Source organism: Serratia sp. szju (assembly GCF_044594185.1).
Lineage (GTDB): Bacteria > Pseudomonadota > Gammaproteobacteria > Enterobacterales > Enterobacteriaceae > Serratia > Serratia bockelmannii.
This window is the reverse complement of sequence record NZ_CP172576.1, coordinates 3791185-3807652: the sequence shown is the minus strand read 5'-3', so window position 1 is coordinate 3807652 and position 16468 is coordinate 3791185. Positions and strand designations below refer to the sequence as shown.

General features: G+C 59.4%; 15 protein-coding genes. 13 read left to right on the top strand and 2 right to left on the bottom strand.

Annotation, left to right across the window (positions count from 1 at the left end; all coding sequences use genetic code 11):
- Position 1: 1 nt before the first annotated feature.
- From RE418_RS18025 to uspE, 12 genes are all read left to right on the top strand, one after another.
- Positions 2-943, top strand: a complete 942-nt coding sequence (locus RE418_RS18025; protein ID WP_025302955.1) for a carbohydrate ABC transporter permease — start codon at positions 2-4, stop codon at positions 941-943.
- A 10-nt stretch (positions 944-953) separates the two neighbouring features.
- Complete coding sequence (locus RE418_RS18020; RefSeq protein WP_004938251.1) at positions 954-1772, top strand: carbohydrate ABC transporter permease; 819 nt, start codon at positions 954-956, stop codon at positions 1770-1772.
- 21 nt (positions 1773-1793) lie between these two features.
- Positions 1794-2906, top strand: a complete 1113-nt coding sequence (locus RE418_RS18015; protein ID WP_025302956.1) for an ABC transporter ATP-binding protein — start codon at positions 1794-1796, stop codon at positions 2904-2906.
- Between the two features lie 19 nt (positions 2907-2925).
- Positions 2926-4209 carry a Gfo/Idh/MocA family protein gene (locus tag RE418_RS18010; RefSeq protein WP_399675395.1) on the top strand — a complete coding sequence of 428 codons (1284 nt, stop codon included), beginning with the start codon at positions 2926-2928 and terminating at the stop codon, positions 4207-4209.
- 18 nt (positions 4210-4227) lie between these two features.
- Positions 4228-5133, top strand: coding sequence for an ROK family protein (locus RE418_RS18005; RefSeq protein WP_049275861.1), 906 nt, complete (start codon positions 4228-4230; stop codon positions 5131-5133).
- 332 nt (positions 5134-5465) lie between these two features.
- Positions 5466-6236, top strand: a complete 771-nt coding sequence (gene agaR, locus RE418_RS18000; RefSeq protein ID WP_025302959.1) for a transcriptional repressor AgaR — start codon at positions 5466-5468, stop codon at positions 6234-6236.
- A 26-nt stretch (positions 6237-6262) separates the two neighbouring features.
- Positions 6263-7429, top strand: coding sequence for an SIS domain-containing protein (locus tag RE418_RS17995; RefSeq protein WP_043144075.1), 1167 nt, complete (start codon positions 6263-6265; stop codon positions 7427-7429).
- A 9-nt stretch (positions 7430-7438) separates the two neighbouring features.
- Positions 7439-8293 carry a tagatose bisphosphate family class II aldolase gene (locus RE418_RS17990; protein ID WP_025302961.1) on the top strand — a complete coding sequence of 285 codons (855 nt, stop codon included), beginning with the start codon at positions 7439-7441 and terminating at the stop codon, positions 8291-8293.
- 306 nt (positions 8294-8599) lie between these two features.
- The gene (locus RE418_RS17985; RefSeq protein ID WP_197758779.1) at positions 8600-8911 is read left to right on the top strand and encodes a hypothetical protein; all 312 of its coding nucleotides are present in this window, start codon (positions 8600-8602) and stop codon (positions 8909-8911) included.
- Positions 8912-9130: 219 nt separating this feature from the next.
- Entirely contained in the window at positions 9131-9655 is a 525-nt protein-coding gene (ogt, locus tag RE418_RS17980) for a methylated-DNA--[protein]-cysteine S-methyltransferase (protein ID WP_025302963.1), read from the top strand.
- A 271-nt stretch (positions 9656-9926) separates the two neighbouring features.
- The gene (locus tag RE418_RS17975; RefSeq protein ID WP_004938278.1) at positions 9927-10691 is read left to right on the top strand and encodes an FNR family transcription factor; all 765 of its coding nucleotides are present in this window, start codon (positions 9927-9929) and stop codon (positions 10689-10691) included.
- 126 nt (positions 10692-10817) lie between these two features.
- Positions 10818-11780 carry a universal stress protein UspE gene (gene uspE, locus RE418_RS17970; RefSeq protein ID WP_004938281.1) on the top strand — a complete coding sequence of 321 codons (963 nt, stop codon included), beginning with the start codon at positions 10818-10820 and terminating at the stop codon, positions 11778-11780.
- 57 nt (positions 11781-11837) lie between these two features.
- On the opposite strand, the gene pntB is transcribed toward uspE, so the two are convergent.
- Together pntB and pntA are read right to left on the bottom strand one after the other, a co-directional pair.
- Complete coding sequence (gene pntB / locus RE418_RS17965) at positions 11838-13232, bottom strand: Re/Si-specific NAD(P)(+) transhydrogenase subunit beta (protein WP_089180957.1); 1395 nt, start codon at positions 13230-13232, stop codon at positions 11838-11840.
- A 10-nt stretch (positions 13233-13242) separates the two neighbouring features.
- Entirely contained in the window at positions 13243-14772 is a 1530-nt protein-coding gene (gene pntA, locus RE418_RS17960; RefSeq protein ID WP_043143611.1) for a Re/Si-specific NAD(P)(+) transhydrogenase subunit alpha, read from the bottom strand.
- A 537-nt stretch (positions 14773-15309) separates the two neighbouring features.
- Here pntA and ydgH point away from each other — a divergent pair.
- Complete coding sequence (gene ydgH / locus RE418_RS17955) at positions 15310-16260, top strand: DUF1471 family protein YdgH (protein ID WP_025302966.1); 951 nt, start codon at positions 15310-15312, stop codon at positions 16258-16260.
- Positions 16261-16468 lie beyond the last annotated feature (208 nt).

Below are 16468 nucleotides of genomic sequence, written 5' to 3'. Positions count from 1 at the left end.
CATGTCGCTGGCAGAAACGGCTACGGTCACCCTGAAACCATCCCGGCGCACCGCCCGCCCCGCGCTCAATCGGCTCGAACGCGCCGAACGCTTCTGGGGCTGGGTGATGATCCTGCCGCTGTTGTTGGGGGTGACGGTGTTTTACCTGATCCCCTTTTTGCAAAACATTTTTTACAGCTTTACCGATCTGAACCAGTTCATGCGCTGGAGCAGCATCAGCGTCGATAACTATCTCAACCTGTTCGAAGACGACGACTTCTACACCGCCGCCGCCAACACCTTGTTCTACGTGGTGGTGTGCGTACCGATCAGCCTGAGCCTGTCGCTGCTGCTGGCGATCGGCCTCAATCAGAACATCCGTGGCAAAGGCCTGCTGCGCACCCTGCTGTTCCTGCCGGCGGTCACCATGCCTGCGGCGGTGGCCATGGTGTGGCAATGGCTGTTCAACAAGGATTTCGGCCTGATCAACCAGGCGCTGGGCCTGCTGCACATTGCGCCGGTCGCCTGGCTGTCCGATCCGGACGTGGTGCGCATCAGCGTGTCCATCATCATCATCTGGTCGTCGCTGGCGCTGAAGATCATCATTTTGCTGGCCGGGCTGCAGAGCATTCCGCGCCAGCTGTACGAGGCGGCGGATATCGACGGCATCGGCACCCTGCGCCGCTTCTTCTGTATCACGTTGCCGATGATGGTGCCGACGCTGTTTTTCGTGTCGGTGATGAGCTTTATCGAGATCCTGCAAATCTTCGACGTGGTGTTCCTGATGTTCGACCGTGCGCTGGTGGAAAACGACGTGATGACCGTCACCAACCTGTTCTACAAGTACGCGTTTTACCTGCAGGAAAAAGGCTACGCTTCCGCCATCACCGTGGTGCTGTTCGCCGTCACGCTGGTGATCACCCTGATTCAAATGGCGATCGGCAAGCGCCTGAAAGTCAGCTGAGGAGCTGCACATGAACGCAAGCAAGAAAACGCTGGTGTACCTGTTTATGGGGCTGGCGGCGCTGGCCTCGGTGGTGCCCTTTATCTGGATGCTGGTGACCTCGCTGAAAACCCAGGCCGAGAGCATTCAGATCCCGCTGACGCTGCTGCCGGCGCACCCTAGCCTGCAGGCCTACGGCCGGGTGATGCACGAAATCCCGTTCGCCGGCTTTTACCTCAACTCGCTGCTGGCGACTTTCTTCACCGTCACCCTGCAGATGGCGATCGCTACCCTGGCCGCCTATGGCTTCTCGCGCCTGCATTTTCGCGGCCGCGACGCGGTGTTTCTGGTATGCGTGTCGATCCTGATGGTGCCCGGCCAGGCGTTTCTGATCCCGCAATTCCTGGTGGTCCAGAAGCTGGGGCTGGTCAACAGCATCACCGGGTTGGTGCTGCCGGGCATTTTCAGCGTTTACGCCACCTTCCTGCTGCGCCAGTTCTTCCTGGCGGTACCGAAGGAAATGGAAGAAGCGGCTTTGATCGACGGCTACAGCTACTTCGCCATCTTCTGGCGCATCATGCTGCCGCTGATCCGGCCAGGCATTATCGCCTGCGTCATCATCAATGGCCTGTGGAGCTGGAACAACCTGATGTGGCCGCTGATCGTCAATACCACCACCGAGAAGCTGACGCTGCCGGTTGGCCTCGCCTCGCTCTCCAGCCGCGCCGGGGTGGAATACCCGTTGCTGATGGCCGGGGCGCTGATGGCGGTGATCCCGATGTTGATGCTGTTCATTATTTTCCAACGCTATTTCATCCAGGGCATCGCCAGCGCCGGGGTGAAAGGCTAACGCGCAGACAAGGTAAACGACATGGCCGGAATTCAGTTAAACAGCGTTAAAAAAGTCTACCCCAACGGTTTCCACGCGCTGCACGGCGTCGATCTGGAAATTGAAGACGGGGAATTTATGGTGTTCGTCGGCCCGTCCGGCTGCGCCAAGTCTACCCTGCTGCGGATGATCGCCGGGCTGGAGAGCGTCAGCGAGGGGCAGATCCTGATCCACGATCGCTGCGTCAACGACAGCATGCCGAAGGATCGCGGCATCGCCATGGTGTTCCAGAACTATGCGCTGTACCCGCACATGACGGTGTACAAGAACATGGCGTTCGGCCTGATCGGCAAAGAGAGCAAGGCCGAGATCGACCGCCGGGTGCGCGACGCGGCGGAAAAACTGGAGATCACCAACCTGCTGCAGCGTAAGCCGGGCCAGCTCTCCGGCGGCCAGTGCCAGCGGGTGGCGGTCGGCCGAGCCATCGTGCGCAAGCCCAAGGTGTTCCTGTTCGATGAGCCGCTGTCCAACCTCGACGCCAAGCTGCGAGTGTCGATGCGCGTACAGCTGATCGAACTGCACAACCAGCTGAAGCAGGAAGGCGCCGCCGCCACCATGGTGTACGTCACCCACGATCAGGTCGAAGCGATGACCATGGGCGATCGCATTTGCGTGATGAATCGCGGCGCCATCATGCAGGTGGATAAACCGATCAATCTGTACCACCACCCCGCCAACCGTTTCGTCGCCGAGTTTATCGGCAGCCCGTCGATGAATTTGCACGATCTGGCGATCGTGCGCGACGGCCAAACGGTGCGGCTGCGTATCGGCCTGCAGCACCAGCTCGATCTGCCGCCGGCGCTGCAACGGCAGTTGGCCGACTACCCGCATGCGCGGGTGTGTCTCGGCATCCGGCCGGAGTCCCTGCGGCTGTGTGCGCCCGGCAGCGCCAACTGTTTCCCGGCGCAGATCGTCACCATCGAGCGCATGGGCAACGAAGAGTTGCTGCACTGCGAACTGGCTGACCTGCGCTTCGTGCTGCGCATGGCGTCGCTGCCGGACTGGGAGCCGCGCCTCGGCGAAAGCATTCATCTGGCATTCGATCTGACGCGCGCGCATTTGTTCGACGAGCTCAGCGGCCAAAACCTCAAATAACAACAGCGGAGTATCAGCAATGTCGTCAACACAACCCAACAACGTTGCCCAGCGCCCGGTGCGAGTGCTGGTCGTCGGCGCCGGTGCGCGCGGTGAAATCTACTCGCGCTATGCGCTGGCGCACCCCGATTTGATGCAGGTGGTGGCGGTGGCGGAACCGCGCGATGCCTACCGCGAGCCGTTCGTGGTGCAGCACGCCATCGCGCCGGAAAGCATCTTCACCGACTGGCGCCAGGCCGCCGACGCCGGCAAGCTGGCCGACGCGGTGCTGATCTGCACTCAGGATCAGATGCACCTGGAGCCGGCGCTGGCCTTCGCCCGTCAGGGCTACGCCATGCTGCTGGAAAAACCGCTGTCGCCGGACGCCGACGAGTGCCGGGCCATCGTCGCCGAGGTCGTGCGCCAAAAGCTGATCTTCTCAGTCGGCCACGTACTGCGCTATACCCGCTATACCCAAAAGCTCAAACAGCTGCTGCGCGATGGCGCGATCGGCGACATCGTCAGCCTGCAACACTTAGAACCGGTCGGCTACTGGCATCAGGCGCACTCCTTCGTGCGCGGCAACTGGCGCAACGATCAACAGGCCGCGTTTATGCTGTTGCAGAAATCCTGCCACGACATCGACTGGATCCGCTACGTGATGGAACAGCCCTGCGAACAGGTCAGCTCCTTCGGCAACCTGCACCACTTCCACCAGGAAAACCAACCGGCCGGCGCGGCGGACAACTGCCTGGATTGCGCGGTGGAGGCAGCCTGTCCCTATTCCGCCAAACGCATTTATCTGGGCGACGACCACAAGGCCACGCCCGGTTTTCTGCGGGTGCTGACGCCGGAACCCGACCAGACGACGCTGCGGGCGGCGCTACGCGACGGGCCCTACGGCCGCTGCGTCTACCGCTGCGACAATAACGTGGTCGACCATCAGGTGGTCAACATGCAGTTCGCCGGCGGCCGCACTGCGTCGTTCACCATGACGGCCTTCACTCGCCACGAAGATCGCCACACTCGCATCTTCGGCAGCCGCGGCTGCCTGGAAGGCGACGGCCGCCATATCCGCATCACCTCGTTCCTCGACGACGGCGAAACGCATTACGACACCGACGCCGGCCAGGATCTGCACGCGATGGGTGGCCACGGCGGCGGCGACTACTACCTGATGCAGCACTTTATCGCGGCCATTCGCGCCAACGATCCGAGCCAGGTGCTGGCCGGCCCGGCCGAAGCGCTGGAGAGCCACCTGATGGTGTTCGCCGCCGAACGCGCACGCCGTGAAGCGGCGGTGATCGCCCTGAACGGAGCCTGAAGCATGGCCACGACAGAGATGCGTTACGGCTTCGACATCGGCGGCACCAAGATTGAAATGGCCGCTTACGATCGCCGGCTCAATCAGGTGCTGATCCAGCGGGTGCGCACCCCTACCAGAGATTACGGCGAATTCGTGGCCTGCATCGCCGGGCTGGTCGAGCAGGCGGATCGCGAACTGCATACGCGCGGCAGCATCGGCATCGGTTTACCGGGGATCACCGATCCCGTCAGCCGCCGCCAGCTGGCGGTCAACGTGCCCTGCCTGACCGGGCATTGCCTGGCGGATGATTTAACGCGGGCGCTGGCGCGGCCGATCGCCATCGAGAACGATTGCCGCTGTTTCGCGCTGTCGGAAGCCAGTACGCCGCAAACCGCACACCTGCCGCTGGTGTTCGGCGCCATCATCGGCACCGGCGCCGGCGGTGGCCTGGTGGTGAACCGGCAACTGCATAAGGGACGCAGCGGCGTGGCGGGTGAATGGGGCCATATGCCGATCTCGGCCCAGTTGGCGCAGCGTTACGATCTGCCGCTGTTCGGCTGCAACTGTGGGCTGACCGGCTGCTTTGAGCGCTACGTCTCCGGCAGCGGACTGCTGGCGCTGAGCCGCCATTTCGCCCATCCGGCCGCCGACGTGCCAGCGCTGGTCGCCAGCTATCGTGCCGGTGATGCGCTCGCGCATCGGCTGATGACGATTTACGTCGACATTCTGGCCAGCGCACTGGCCGGCTTACAGCTGCTGCTGGATGTTGATGCCTTCGTGCTGGGCGGTGGATTGTCCAACGTCGGCGAGCTTTACCGGCTGTTGCCGCCGGTGATGCGGCGCTGGCTGCTGCCGGGCGTGGAACCGGCGGCGGTGTTCCCGCCGGTGCACGGTGACAGCAGCGGCGTACGCGGCGCGGCGCTTTTACGCGCGCCGGCATAAAAAAACAGTGAAAGCCTGGCGGTTGTCGAGCGATCGTTGCGGCTTTCGGCCTCGACGGGCTGAATAATTAAATGCCGGGAATTGGCGACTGAAAAATAACGAATTTGCCGTTTTCACTTTGCGTTAACACCGCTTTCGGTTGGCATTAAACTGAAAGCAAAATTAAATATAAACGTCTGATAGATATAGATATTTTAAAATTAATCGATTGCATTTCAGTGTTTCGTTTGCTGTAATTCGCCACGAACTACTGAAAGCGCTCCGGTCGGTATCGCTGCGGCTTATTAAGCCGCGGTCGGGCACGGCTACAGGTAAATCAGGAGTCTGCGTTAATGATCAATACCGCAAAACGCCGGGAATTAATTATCGACCAGCTGTGCCGCGAGGGCACGGTGCGCGTGGAGCAGCTCAGCCAGCAGTTTTCGGTGTCCAGCGTCACCATCCGCAGCGATCTGCGCCAGCTGGAAAAGCACGGCTGCGCGGTGCGCGCCTACGGCGGCGCCATGTTGAACAAACAGTTCGCCTTCGACCGCCCATTGCAGGACAAGGGCCGCCTCAATCGCGACGTAAAACACGTCATCGCCTGCGCGGCCGCGGCGCTGATTGAAGACGGCGATGCCGTCATCCTCGACTCCGGCTCCACCACCAGCCAGATGGCGCCGCAGTTGGCGGGGAAAAAGGATCTGGTGGTGATGACCAACGCGCTCAACATCGCCTTCGAATTAGCCAGCAACGAGCAGATCGATCTGATGGTGGTCGGGGGCAGCGTGCGCCGCAAAGCCTGGTCGCTTTACGGCCCTGCCGCCGAACAGCAGCTGCGCCAATACCGGTTCGACAAGCTGTTTCTCGGCGTCGACGGTTTCGATCTCACGAGCGGCATCACCACGCCGGATCCGGGCGAAGCGCAGCTGAACCGCGTGATGTGCGAGGTGGCGCGTGAAGTGATCGCCATCGCCGACGCCAGCAAATTCGGCCGCACCAGTTTTTGCATGATCCGCGAAATCGGCCAGATCCACCGCCTGGTCACCGACAGCCGCATTCCGGCGCACTACCTGCAGGCGCTGCACCATTTAGGGATCGACGTGATTATCGCCGACCGTTAACCGAGGCTTTTTAAGGAGCTGTCATCATGAACGCGTATTTCTCTTACGAGGCGGATTGGCTGAAGCAGCGCAACGCCTGGCACACCGCCGCAGAAATTTGGCAACAGCCGGATCTGTGGGCAGCGCTGCACCGGCAGCTGCAGGATCAACAGGCGCAGTGGCAGCCGTTCCTGGCGCCGCTGCTGGCCAATCCGCGCCTGCAGATCGTCCTGTGCGGCGCCGGCAGTTCGGCATTTGCCGGCCGTGCCCTGGCGCCCTGGCTGCGCGAACGCACCGGCCGCGACGTGGTAGCCTACGGCACCACCGATATCGTCGCCAACCCGCTGCAGTATCTCGACCCTGATCGGCCGACGCTGCTGGTCTCTTTCGCCCGCTCGGGCAACAGCCCCGAAAGCGTGGCGACGGTGGAGCTGGCCGACCAGCTGCTGCCGGAAAGCTATCACCTGATGCTGGTGTGCAACCCGGACAGCCGGCTGGCGCAGTACGCGCATCGGCGTGACAACGTCTGTTCGCTGGTGATGCCGCAAGGCTCCAACGATCAGAGCTTCGCCATGACCTCCAGCTTCAGCTGCATGATGCTGAGCGCCGCGCTGCTGCTCGGCCCAACGTCGCTCGAGGCCGCCCAGGCACCGCTGAGTGCCATGGTGCAGCGCTGCCGAGAACTGCGTGAAACGCTGCAGGCGCAGGTGAAAGCGCTGGCCGCCAGCGGCTTCCGCCGCTACATCACCCTCGGCGGCAGCTGCTTTACCGGCCTCGCCGAAGAAGCCTCACTTAAGATGCTGGAGCTGACCGCCGGCCGCATCGTTACACGCTACGACTCGCCGCTCGGCCTGCGCCACGGCCCGAAATTCATGGTCGACGGCCAGACGTTGGTGGTGCTGATGTTCTCCCACGACGACTACGCCCGCCAGTATGACCGCGATCTGTGGAACGAGCTGCAGCGCGACGGGCTGGCGATGCAGTTGGTCGGATTGACCGGCGAACGCCAACCCCTGTCCGACGCTCTGCTGAATATGCACGACGCGGCTGACGATATCTGGCTGCTGTTCCCGTATCTGCTGTTCACCCAGATGCTGGCCTTCGAGAGTTCGCTGGCGCTGGGGCTGACCCCGGACAACCCTTGCCCGACCGGCGAGGTCAACCGGGTGGTGAAAGGCGTGACGATTTACCGTTTTCCCTCCCCTGAGTTGTAAGGAGATCCCATGTATCTGATAGCCAATCGAGAAATGCTGCTCAAGGCACAGCGCCAGGGTTACGCCGTTCCGGCGTTTAACGTCCACAATCTGGAAACCGTGCAGGTGGTGGCGGAGACCGCCGCCGAGCTGCGCTCACCGGTGATCATGGCCGGCACGCCCGGCACCTTCAGCTACGCCGGCACCGACTACCTGATCGGCATTTGCCAATCGGCCGCGCACCGCTACGATTTGCCGCTGGCGCTGCATCTGGATCATCACGAAGAGCTGGACGACATCGAGCACAAGGTGAAAAGCGGTATCCGCTCGGTGATGATCGACGGTTCCCATCTGCCGTTCGAGCAGAACATCGCCAAGGTGGCCGCCGCAGTGGCCCTGTGCCACCGCTATGGCGCCAGCGTGGAGGCGGAGCTGGGCCGCCTGGGCGGGCAGGAAGACGATCTGATCGTCGATACCGCGGACAGCTTCTATACCGACCCGATGGCGGCACGCGAGTTTGTCGCCGCCACCGGCATCGATTCGCTGGCGGTGGCGATCGGTTCCGCCCACGGCCTGTATCACGGCGAGCCGAAGCTGGACTTCGAGCGCCTGGCGCTGATCCGCGAACAGGTGGACGTGCCCCTGGTGCTGCACGGCGCCTCCGGCATTCCGGAAGCGATGGTCAAGCGCGCAATTTCGCTCGGCGTCTGCAAGGTCAACGTCGCTACCGAACTGAAAATCGCCTTCGCCGATGCGGTAAAAAGCTACTTTTCGCAGCACCCGGATGCTAACGATCCGCGCAAATACATCGTCCCCGGCAAGCTGGCGATGAAAGAAGTGGTGGCGGAAAAGATCCGCATCTGCGGCAGCAGTGGCATGCTGTAAGCCCGCTCTCGCCCCCGGTTCCTGCCGTTACACCACGGGGGCGAAAACATCCCGCCATTCCCCGCTTTCCTGAGAGAACGATCACAGCCTTTTACCCTGCTCGCACCGGAAACCATTAACCGGTCTTCACTATGATCCAAATCATGGTTTTGCTCACCCTACCTCCCTATTATCAAATCCATTGGATGAAGGCAGTAGGAATTTTGCCCATTCGTTTTTATTTCGCCACACGAAATAGCTTATTTAATGAAAACAAGCATGCTTGTTTTTAATTGGCAGCATTCTTTACTCTAAGAGGAACAGCGTATGAACCATTACTTAGCCGTATTAAGCGCATTGGTCATTCTGCCCTTCGCTCTGCAAGCAAAACCGCTTTCCGGAAGCCAGGTCGCCTCCGGCGCCGTGCGCTTCACCGGCGCCATTACTACGCCAACCTGCGCCATCACACATCAGGATGAACAGCTTATCTCCAACTGTTTCGGCAAAGTGACGGAATATCAGAACGGGTATATTTCTTCTTCGTTAAAAGAGATGCCAAAAGAATTAGTCTCTGCCGTCACCAGTGAAATGGTGAATAACAATCCCCATTTAAAGCGTGTGACCATCAGCTATAAGTAACCCCAATGTGTCAATGCTTGATGAAATAATAAACAAGAAACAACTTGTCTTGATAACTTATAAATTTATTTTACAAATTCGTCGAACAATGCCTCCCTGGCTTCCCCTGAGCCGCCTATTTGGGTAACCCTGCGGTTGCCCATCAACATGTCCGAAATCCGCCATCGTCTCCCTCCGTTTCATGCGATAATCCCCACACTAAACCGAGGAGTGATCCAGATGCAGACTTTTTTGATTGATCGTACCGCTACGCCGGTGGGTGAACTGGTGCTGATTGCCGATGAACAGGGGCGCCTGCGGGCGATTGACTGGACCGATCACGAAGCGCGCCTCATGAAGCTGCTGAATACCCACTACCGCGCCGATCGCTTCACCCTGCGCGAACAGCGCGATCCCAGCGGGCTGACCGACGCCATGCAGCGCTATTTCGCCGGTGAACTGAGCATTATCGATCGGTTGCCGGTGATGACTGCCGGCACCGAGTTCCAACGCACCGTGTGGCAACAGCTGCGCCAAATCCCCTGCGGCGAGATCCTGACCTACGGCCAACTGGCGCAACGCATCGGCCGTCCGACCGCCTCGCGCGCGGTCGGCATGGCCAACGGTTCAAATCCGATCAGCATCGTGGTGCCCTGCCACCGAGTGATCGGTTCGCAGGGCGCGCTGACCGGCTATGCCGGCGGCGTACAACGCAAGCAGTGGCTGCTGCAGCACGAAGGCTACCTGCCGAAAAATTTGCTGTAGCCACCTATCCAGCGCCATTGTTTGGCGCTGCTTAATAAAACACATTGCTCTACGCCGCGCGCGTGACCACTTGGGTACTATTAATAGCTTGTGTGAATAAAACGCATAAGTCACAAATAATACTCATAACTTCAGTCCCATACAGAATAATCGGCGGCATGTGTGCGCAAAATTCGCACACAATACCCCTATTCATGCTAATGCCACCCTTATCAGCTGCAGCAAAAGATGTTAAAATTGACTCATATCAATTATTGAATGAGCGTAATCTATGATCCCGGAAAAACGCGTGATTCGTCGTATCCAGTCTGGTGGTTGTGCGATCCATTGCCAGGACTGCAGCATCAGCCAGCTGTGCATTCCTTTCACCCTTAATGCTCACGAGCTGGACCAGCTCGACAACATTATCGAGAGGAAAAAGCCCATCCAGAAAGGCCAGACCCTGTTCAAGGCCGGCGACGAGCTGAAATCGCTGTACGCGATCCGTTCCGGGACCATCAAAAGCTACACCATCACCGAGCAAGGCGACGAGCAAATCACCGGTTTCCACCTGGCGGGTGACCTGGTGGGCTTCGATGCCATCGGCGGCCTGAAGCACCCGAGCTTCGCCCAGGCGCTGGAAACCTCGATGGTGTGCGAGATCCCGTTCGAGACCCTCGACGATCTGTCCGGCAAAATGCCCAACCTGCGTCAGCAGATCATGCGGCTGATGAGCGGCGAGATCAAAGGCGACCAGGACATGATCCTGCTGCTGTCGAAGAAAAATGCCGAAGAGCGCCTGGCGGCGTTCGTTTACAACCTGTCGCGTCGCTTCGCGGAACGTGGCTTCTCACCGCGCGAGTTCCGGTTGACCATGACCCGTGGCGACATCGGCAACTACCTCGGCCTGACGGTGGAAACCATCAGCCGCCTGCTGGGCCGCTTCCAGAAAAGCGAAATTCTCAGCGTGAAAGGCAAATACATCACCATCGAAAATGCCGACGCCCTGTCGGTGCTGGCCGGAACGCCACGTATCAACGTGACCGTCAACGCCTGATCCCCCTGCCGGATCAACATTTCCCCGAAATTGTTGATCCGGCACGCTTCTGTTGTTGTTCTGTTTTTCAATGTTGGGTTACTCTGTAAATTAACAGACTGTTGATTTCAGCTGTAAGGAGGCCCTATGGCGAAGTATCAGAATCTTCTGGTGGCTATTGACCCCAATCAGGACGATCAGCCGGCATTGCGCCGCGCCGTGTACCTGGTAAAACGGAACGGCGGGCGCATCAAAGCCTTCCTGCCCATTTACGACTTCTCTTACGAAATGACGACCCTGCTCTCCCCGGACGAAAGAACGGCGATGCGGCAAGGTGTGATCAGCCAACGCGCCGCCTGGATCAATGAACAGTGCCGCTTCTACCTCAACGACGGCGTGCCGATCGAAATCAAAGTGGTCTGGCATAACCGCCCCTTCGAAGCCATCATTCAGGAAGTGCTTTCTGGCCAACATGACCTGCTGCTGAAAATGGCGCACCAGCACGACCGGTTGGAGTCGGTGATCTTTACCCCCACCGACTGGCACCTGCTGCGCAAATGCCCTTGCCCGGTGTGGATGGTGAAAGACCAGCCCTGGCCGGAAGGCGGCAAAGCGCTGGTGGCGGTCAACCTGGCCAGCGAAGAACCCTATCACGACCCGCTCAATATCAAACTGGTGCAAGAAACCGTCGAACTGGCGCAAAACGTCAACCAGACCGAGGTTCACCTGGTCGGCGCCTATCCCGTCACGCCGATCAACATCGCCATCGAACTGCCCGACTTCGACCCGAGCGTCTACAACGACGCCATTCGCGGCCAGCACCTGATCGCCATGAAGGCGCTGCGGCAGAAATTCTGCATTAAGGAAGAGTTCACCCACGTAGAAAAAGGCCTGCCGGAAGAGGTGATCCCCGATCTGGCCGAACACCTGCAGGCCGGCGTGGTGGTGCTGGGCACCCTGGGCCGCACCGGCATTTCAGCCGCCTTTATCGGCAACACCGCGGAACATGTGATCGATCATCTGAAATGCGACCTGCTGGTGATTAAACCGGAAAACTTCAACTGCCCGATCGAAGCGGATGAAGACGACGAACACGACGACGAAGATTAAGCTTCGCGTATAAAAAACGGGCCGCTAAGCGGCCCGTTTTTCTTTGGTTGCCCAATTTTACTTCTGCAACGCCCGCAGAATCGCTTCCACGCTGTCTTTGGCGTCGCCAAACAGCATCTGAGTGTTCTCCTTGAAGAACAGCGGGTTCTGCACGCCGGCGTAGCCGGTGTTCATCGACCGTTTGAACGCGATCACGTTCTGCGCTTTCCACACTTCCAGTACCGGCATGCCAGCGATCGGGCTGCGCGGATCTTCCAGCGCCGCCGGGTTCACCGTGTCGTTGGCGCCGATCACCAGCACGGTGTCGGTATCCGGGAAATCTTCGTTGATTTCATCCATCTCCAGCACCACATCGTACGGCACCTTCGCCTCCGCCAGCAGCACGTTCATGTGGCCCGGCAAGCGCCCCGCGACCGGGTGAATACCGAAACGGACCTTCACGCCGCGCGCCCGCAGTTTCTCGGTGATTTCCGCCACCGGATATTGCGCCTGTGCCACCGCCATGCCGTAACCCGGGGTGATGATCACCGAGGTGGAGTTCTTCAACTGCTCGGCCACCTCTTCCGCCGTGGTTTCACGGTATTCGCCCATCTCTTCGGCGTCGCCGGTGGATGAACCGTCACTGCCGAAACCGCCGGCGATCACGCTGATAAACGAACGGTTCATCGCCTTACACATGATGTAAGACAGGATCGCCCCCGAAGAGCCCACCAGCGCGCCGGTGACGATCAGCAGATCGTTGCTCAGCATGAAGCCCGCCGCGGCCGCGGCCCACCCCGAGTAAGAGTTGAGCATCGACACCACCACCGGCATGTCGGCGCCGCCGATCGAGGCAACCAGATGCCAGCCGAACGCCAGCGCGATCGCCGTCATCAGCAGCAGCGTCACCACCTGCCAGCCCACGCTGTCGGCGCGCACGAACGCCACCAGCAGCAGGAACGAGATCACCAGCGCCGCCAGGTTCAGCTTGTGGCGATTCGGCAGCATCAGCGGCTTGGAAGAGATGATGCCGCGCAGCTTACCGAAGGCGACGATCGACCCGGTGAAGGTCACCGCACCGATAAAGATGCCGAGGAACACTTCGGTCAGATGGATATTCGCCATCACCGGTTCCATCGGCGCGCCGTGATCCAGGTAGCTATTGAAACCGACCAGCACCGCGGCCAGGCCAACGAAGCTGTGCAGCACCGCCACCAGTTCCGGCATTTCGGTCATCTCGACCTTCTTCGCCAGATAGACGCCGATCGAACCGCCGATGATCATGGCGATGATGATCCAGCCGACGTTGCCGGAATCCGGCCCCAGAATGGTGGCGAGCAGCGCGATCGCCATACCGGCGACGCCGAACAGGTTGCCCTGCTTCGACGTTTCATGACGCGACAGGCCCGCCAGGCTGAAAATAAACAAAATAGCGGCAACAATGTATGCAGCTGTAACCAATCCTCCAGACATTTGTTACCCCTTAGTTCTTGCGGAACATCTTCAGCATGCGCTGAGTGACGGTGAATCCACCAAAAATGTTGATGCTGGCGATCAGCACGGCGATAAAGGAGAGGAAACTCACCCAGCCGCCGTGGCCAATTTGCAGCAGCGCACCGACCACGATAATCCCTGATATCGCGTTGGTGACCGACATCAACGGAGTATGCAGCGCATGGCTGACGTTCCAGACCACGTAGTAACCGACCACGCAGGCCAGCGCGAACACGGTAAAGTGCGACAAGAACTCTTTCGGCGCCGCGTCCGCCAGCCAGCCGAACAGCAGGATCGCCAGGGCCATCAGGCCGTACTTCAGCCACGGCGAGGTCGGTTTGGCTTCGGGTTTGGCGACCGGTGCAGCGGCAGGTGCCGCTTTCGGCTGGGCGGAGACCTGGATTGGCGGCGCTGGCCAGGTGACTTCACCGCTGCGCACCACGGTAACGCCGCGGATCACCGTATCGTCGAAATCGATGTCGATCTCGCCGTTTTTCTCTTTCGATAGCAGCTTCAACAGGTTGACCAGGTTGGTGCCGTACAGCTGCGAAGATTGGGTCGGCAAGCGGCTCGGCAGGTCGGTATAGCCGATGATTTTCACGCCGTTGTCGGTCACGGTAATGGTGTCGGCCACGGTCAGTTCGCAGTTGCCGCCGGTTTGCGCCGCCAGATCGACGATCACGCTGCCCGGCTTCATCGACGCCACCATCTCTTTGGTGATGAGCTTCGGCGCCGGTTTGCCTGGGATCAGCGCGGTGGTGACGATGATATCAACCTCCGCCGCCTGTGCGGCAAACAGCGCCATCTCGGCCTTGATAAAGGCTTCGGACATCACTTTGGCGTAACCGTCGCCGCTACCCGCTTCCTCTTCAAAATCCAGCTCGAGGAATTCCGCGCCCATGCTCTGCACCTGCTCTTTCACTTCCGGGCGGGTGTCGAAGGCGCGCACGATGGCGCCGAGGCTGCCCGCAGCGCCGATCGCCGCCAGGCCGGCCACGCCGGCGCCGATGATCATCACCTTAGCCGGCGGCACTTTGCCGGCGGCGGTGATCTGGCCGGTGAAGAAGCGGCCGAACTCATGCGCCGCTTCGACGATCGCGCGGTAGCCGGCGATGTTGGCCATCGAGCTCAGCGCATCCATCGACTGGGCGCGCGAGATGCGCGGCACCGAATCCATCGCCAGCGCGGTGACGTTGCGCGCCGCCAGCTTGGCCATCAGCTCGGGGTTTTGCGCCGGCCAGATAAAGCTGACCAGCGTGCTGCCTTCGCGCATCAAGGCGACCTCGTCGTCTTGCGGCGCGTTGACTTTCAGGATCAGATCCGACTGCCACACTTCGTTTTCGTCGACCAGCGCCGCACCGGCGGCTTCGTAGGCGACGTCGTCAAAACTGGCCAGTTTGCCCGCCCCGCGTTCAATCGCGACGGTAAAACCCAGCTTCAGCAGTTGTTCCACCGTTTTCGGCGTGGCTGCGACCCGGGCTTCATTGGCCAACCGCTCTCTTGGTACACCAATACGCATAATGTTCCCTTCTCACCTGTCTTGGATGATGTTTATTATTTTCCTGCCCATAGCACGACGCCACCGGCGAGCAAGGCGTTAACTTGCCCGCACTGATTTCAGACGCCAACTATAACCTACTGAAAATAAGGTCGATGATCCATAATTGCTTACGCATTCAGCTCTGTTTTTACATAAAAATGCCGCGCGTGATATGACAAATCGCAATTTACTGTGAAAAAATCCATACAGAACAGCACATTCTGCGTGACAAGAGGTTTACGCCCGGCGTAACGATTGATGGCCACGTGCGGCGAAAGAGCATAAAAGTTATCATTTTGTGAATAATTAACATTAATGACACCAAAGCCTTTATTATGGAAACTTATGATGATGGCGCCATCCGTGCGGCCCGCGTCAACGTAAGCGATTTGTCGCACGGGATAACATAAAATGCTGAGACAGTTTTCAGAATTACATGTAATAATCGACGGCTGAATTACACTTAAACAGTTCAGTACGTTATAAACGTTAATGCGCTAGGCGAAAGGATTTTTTATGAAGCTGAAGACCACGATCATCGCGTCAGCCTTGTTATCACTCACCGCGCTGTCTGCTCATGCGGCGCAAGAGTTAACTCCTGAGAAAGCAGCGGCGCTGAAGCCGTTTGATCGCATCACGATTACCGGCCGCTTCAATGCCATCAATGAAGCCGTCGACGCCGTATCCCGCCGTGCAGACAAACTGGGTGCCGATTCCTTCTATATCCAGGACAGCAACAACAGCAACAACGGCGGCAACTGGCGCGTCACCGCAGACCTTTATCATAAAGATGCGCCAGAAGTGAGCAAAACACCAAAATACCGCGTATTTAACGGCGTGAATGAACTGCCTAAAGAGGAAGCCTACCTGCTGGAGCCTTACGATACCGTGAGCGTCAGCGGTTTCTACCGCAGCCAGCCGGACATCAACGACGCCATATCCAAAGAAGCGCAGAAAAAAGGCGCCGCCTCGTTCTTCATCGTGCGCCAGGTTGACGCCAACTCCGGCGGCAACCAGTTCGTCACCGCGTACATCTATAAGGCCGATGCGCCGAAACGCCGCGTGCAGAGCCCGGACGCTATCCCGGCTGATTCTGACGCCGGCCGCGCCGCACTGGCCGCCGGTGGTGCCGCAGCCGCGAAAGTCGAAATCCCTGGCGTCGCGTCTTCCGGTTCGCCAAGCCGCGAAGTGGGCCGTTTCTTCGAAACGCAGTCCTCTACCGGCCAGCGCTATACCGTCACGCTGCCTAACGGCACCAAGATCCAGGAAGTGAACAACGTGACCGCCGCGCAGATGGTGCCGTTCGATTCCGTCACCTTCACCGGCCACTTCAACAGCATGACCGACGTGTCCACCGAAGTGGCGAAACGCGCGGCCGAGAAAGGCGCCAAGTACTATCACGTCACTCGCCAATGGCAGAATAAGAGCGGCGGCAACCTGACCGTCAGCGCCGATCTGTTCAAATAAAACCCGCTTTTCGGTTTACCATCGGGCAGCCCTTGAGCTGCCCGTTTTTATTGCCGTTCTTTTCGCCGCTCGTTGAATAGTTTTTTGTAAATTCCGCATATTCAATCATTGCATCTCTAATCATCCCTCCGTAGAATTTGCGCCAATTTTTAGGGCTATTGTCTATTCGCGCAGTGTTTGTTAACACATTGCTGCCGCCAAGCAGTTC

Coding starts and splice junctions, on each gene's coding strand:
- RE418_RS18025 (WP_025302955.1), top strand. CDS start 2: ATGTCGCTGGCAGAAACGGCTACGGTCACCCTGAAACCATCCCGGCGC.
- ydgH (WP_025302966.1), top strand. CDS start 15,310: ATGAAGCTGAAGACCACGATCATCGCGTCAGCCTTGTTATCACTCACC.
- agaR (WP_025302959.1), top strand. CDS start 5,466: ATGATCAATACCGCAAAACGCCGGGAATTAATTATCGACCAGCTGTGC.
- ogt (WP_025302963.1), top strand. CDS start 9,131: ATGCAGACTTTTTTGATTGATCGTACCGCTACGCCGGTGGGTGAACTG.
- RE418_RS17990 (WP_025302961.1), top strand. CDS start 7,439: ATGTATCTGATAGCCAATCGAGAAATGCTGCTCAAGGCACAGCGCCAG.
- uspE (WP_004938281.1), top strand. CDS start 10,818: ATGGCGAAGTATCAGAATCTTCTGGTGGCTATTGACCCCAATCAGGAC.
- pntA (WP_043143611.1), bottom strand. CDS start 14,772: ATGCGTATTGGTGTACCAAGAGAGCGGTTGGCCAATGAAGCCCGGGTC.
- RE418_RS18020 (WP_004938251.1), top strand. CDS start 954: ATGAACGCAAGCAAGAAAACGCTGGTGTACCTGTTTATGGGGCTGGCG.
- RE418_RS17985 (WP_197758779.1), top strand. CDS start 8,600: ATGAACCATTACTTAGCCGTATTAAGCGCATTGGTCATTCTGCCCTTC.
- RE418_RS18015 (WP_025302956.1), top strand. CDS start 1,794: ATGGCCGGAATTCAGTTAAACAGCGTTAAAAAAGTCTACCCCAACGGT.
- RE418_RS18005 (WP_049275861.1), top strand. CDS start 4,228: ATGCGTTACGGCTTCGACATCGGCGGCACCAAGATTGAAATGGCCGCT.
- RE418_RS17995 (WP_043144075.1), top strand. CDS start 6,263: ATGAACGCGTATTTCTCTTACGAGGCGGATTGGCTGAAGCAGCGCAAC.
- RE418_RS17975 (WP_004938278.1), top strand. CDS start 9,927: ATGATCCCGGAAAAACGCGTGATTCGTCGTATCCAGTCTGGTGGTTGT.
- pntB (WP_089180957.1), bottom strand. CDS start 13,232: ATGTCTGGAGGATTGGTTACAGCTGCATACATTGTTGCCGCTATTTTG.
- RE418_RS18010 (WP_399675395.1), top strand. CDS start 2,926: ATGTCGTCAACACAACCCAACAACGTTGCCCAGCGCCCGGTGCGAGTG.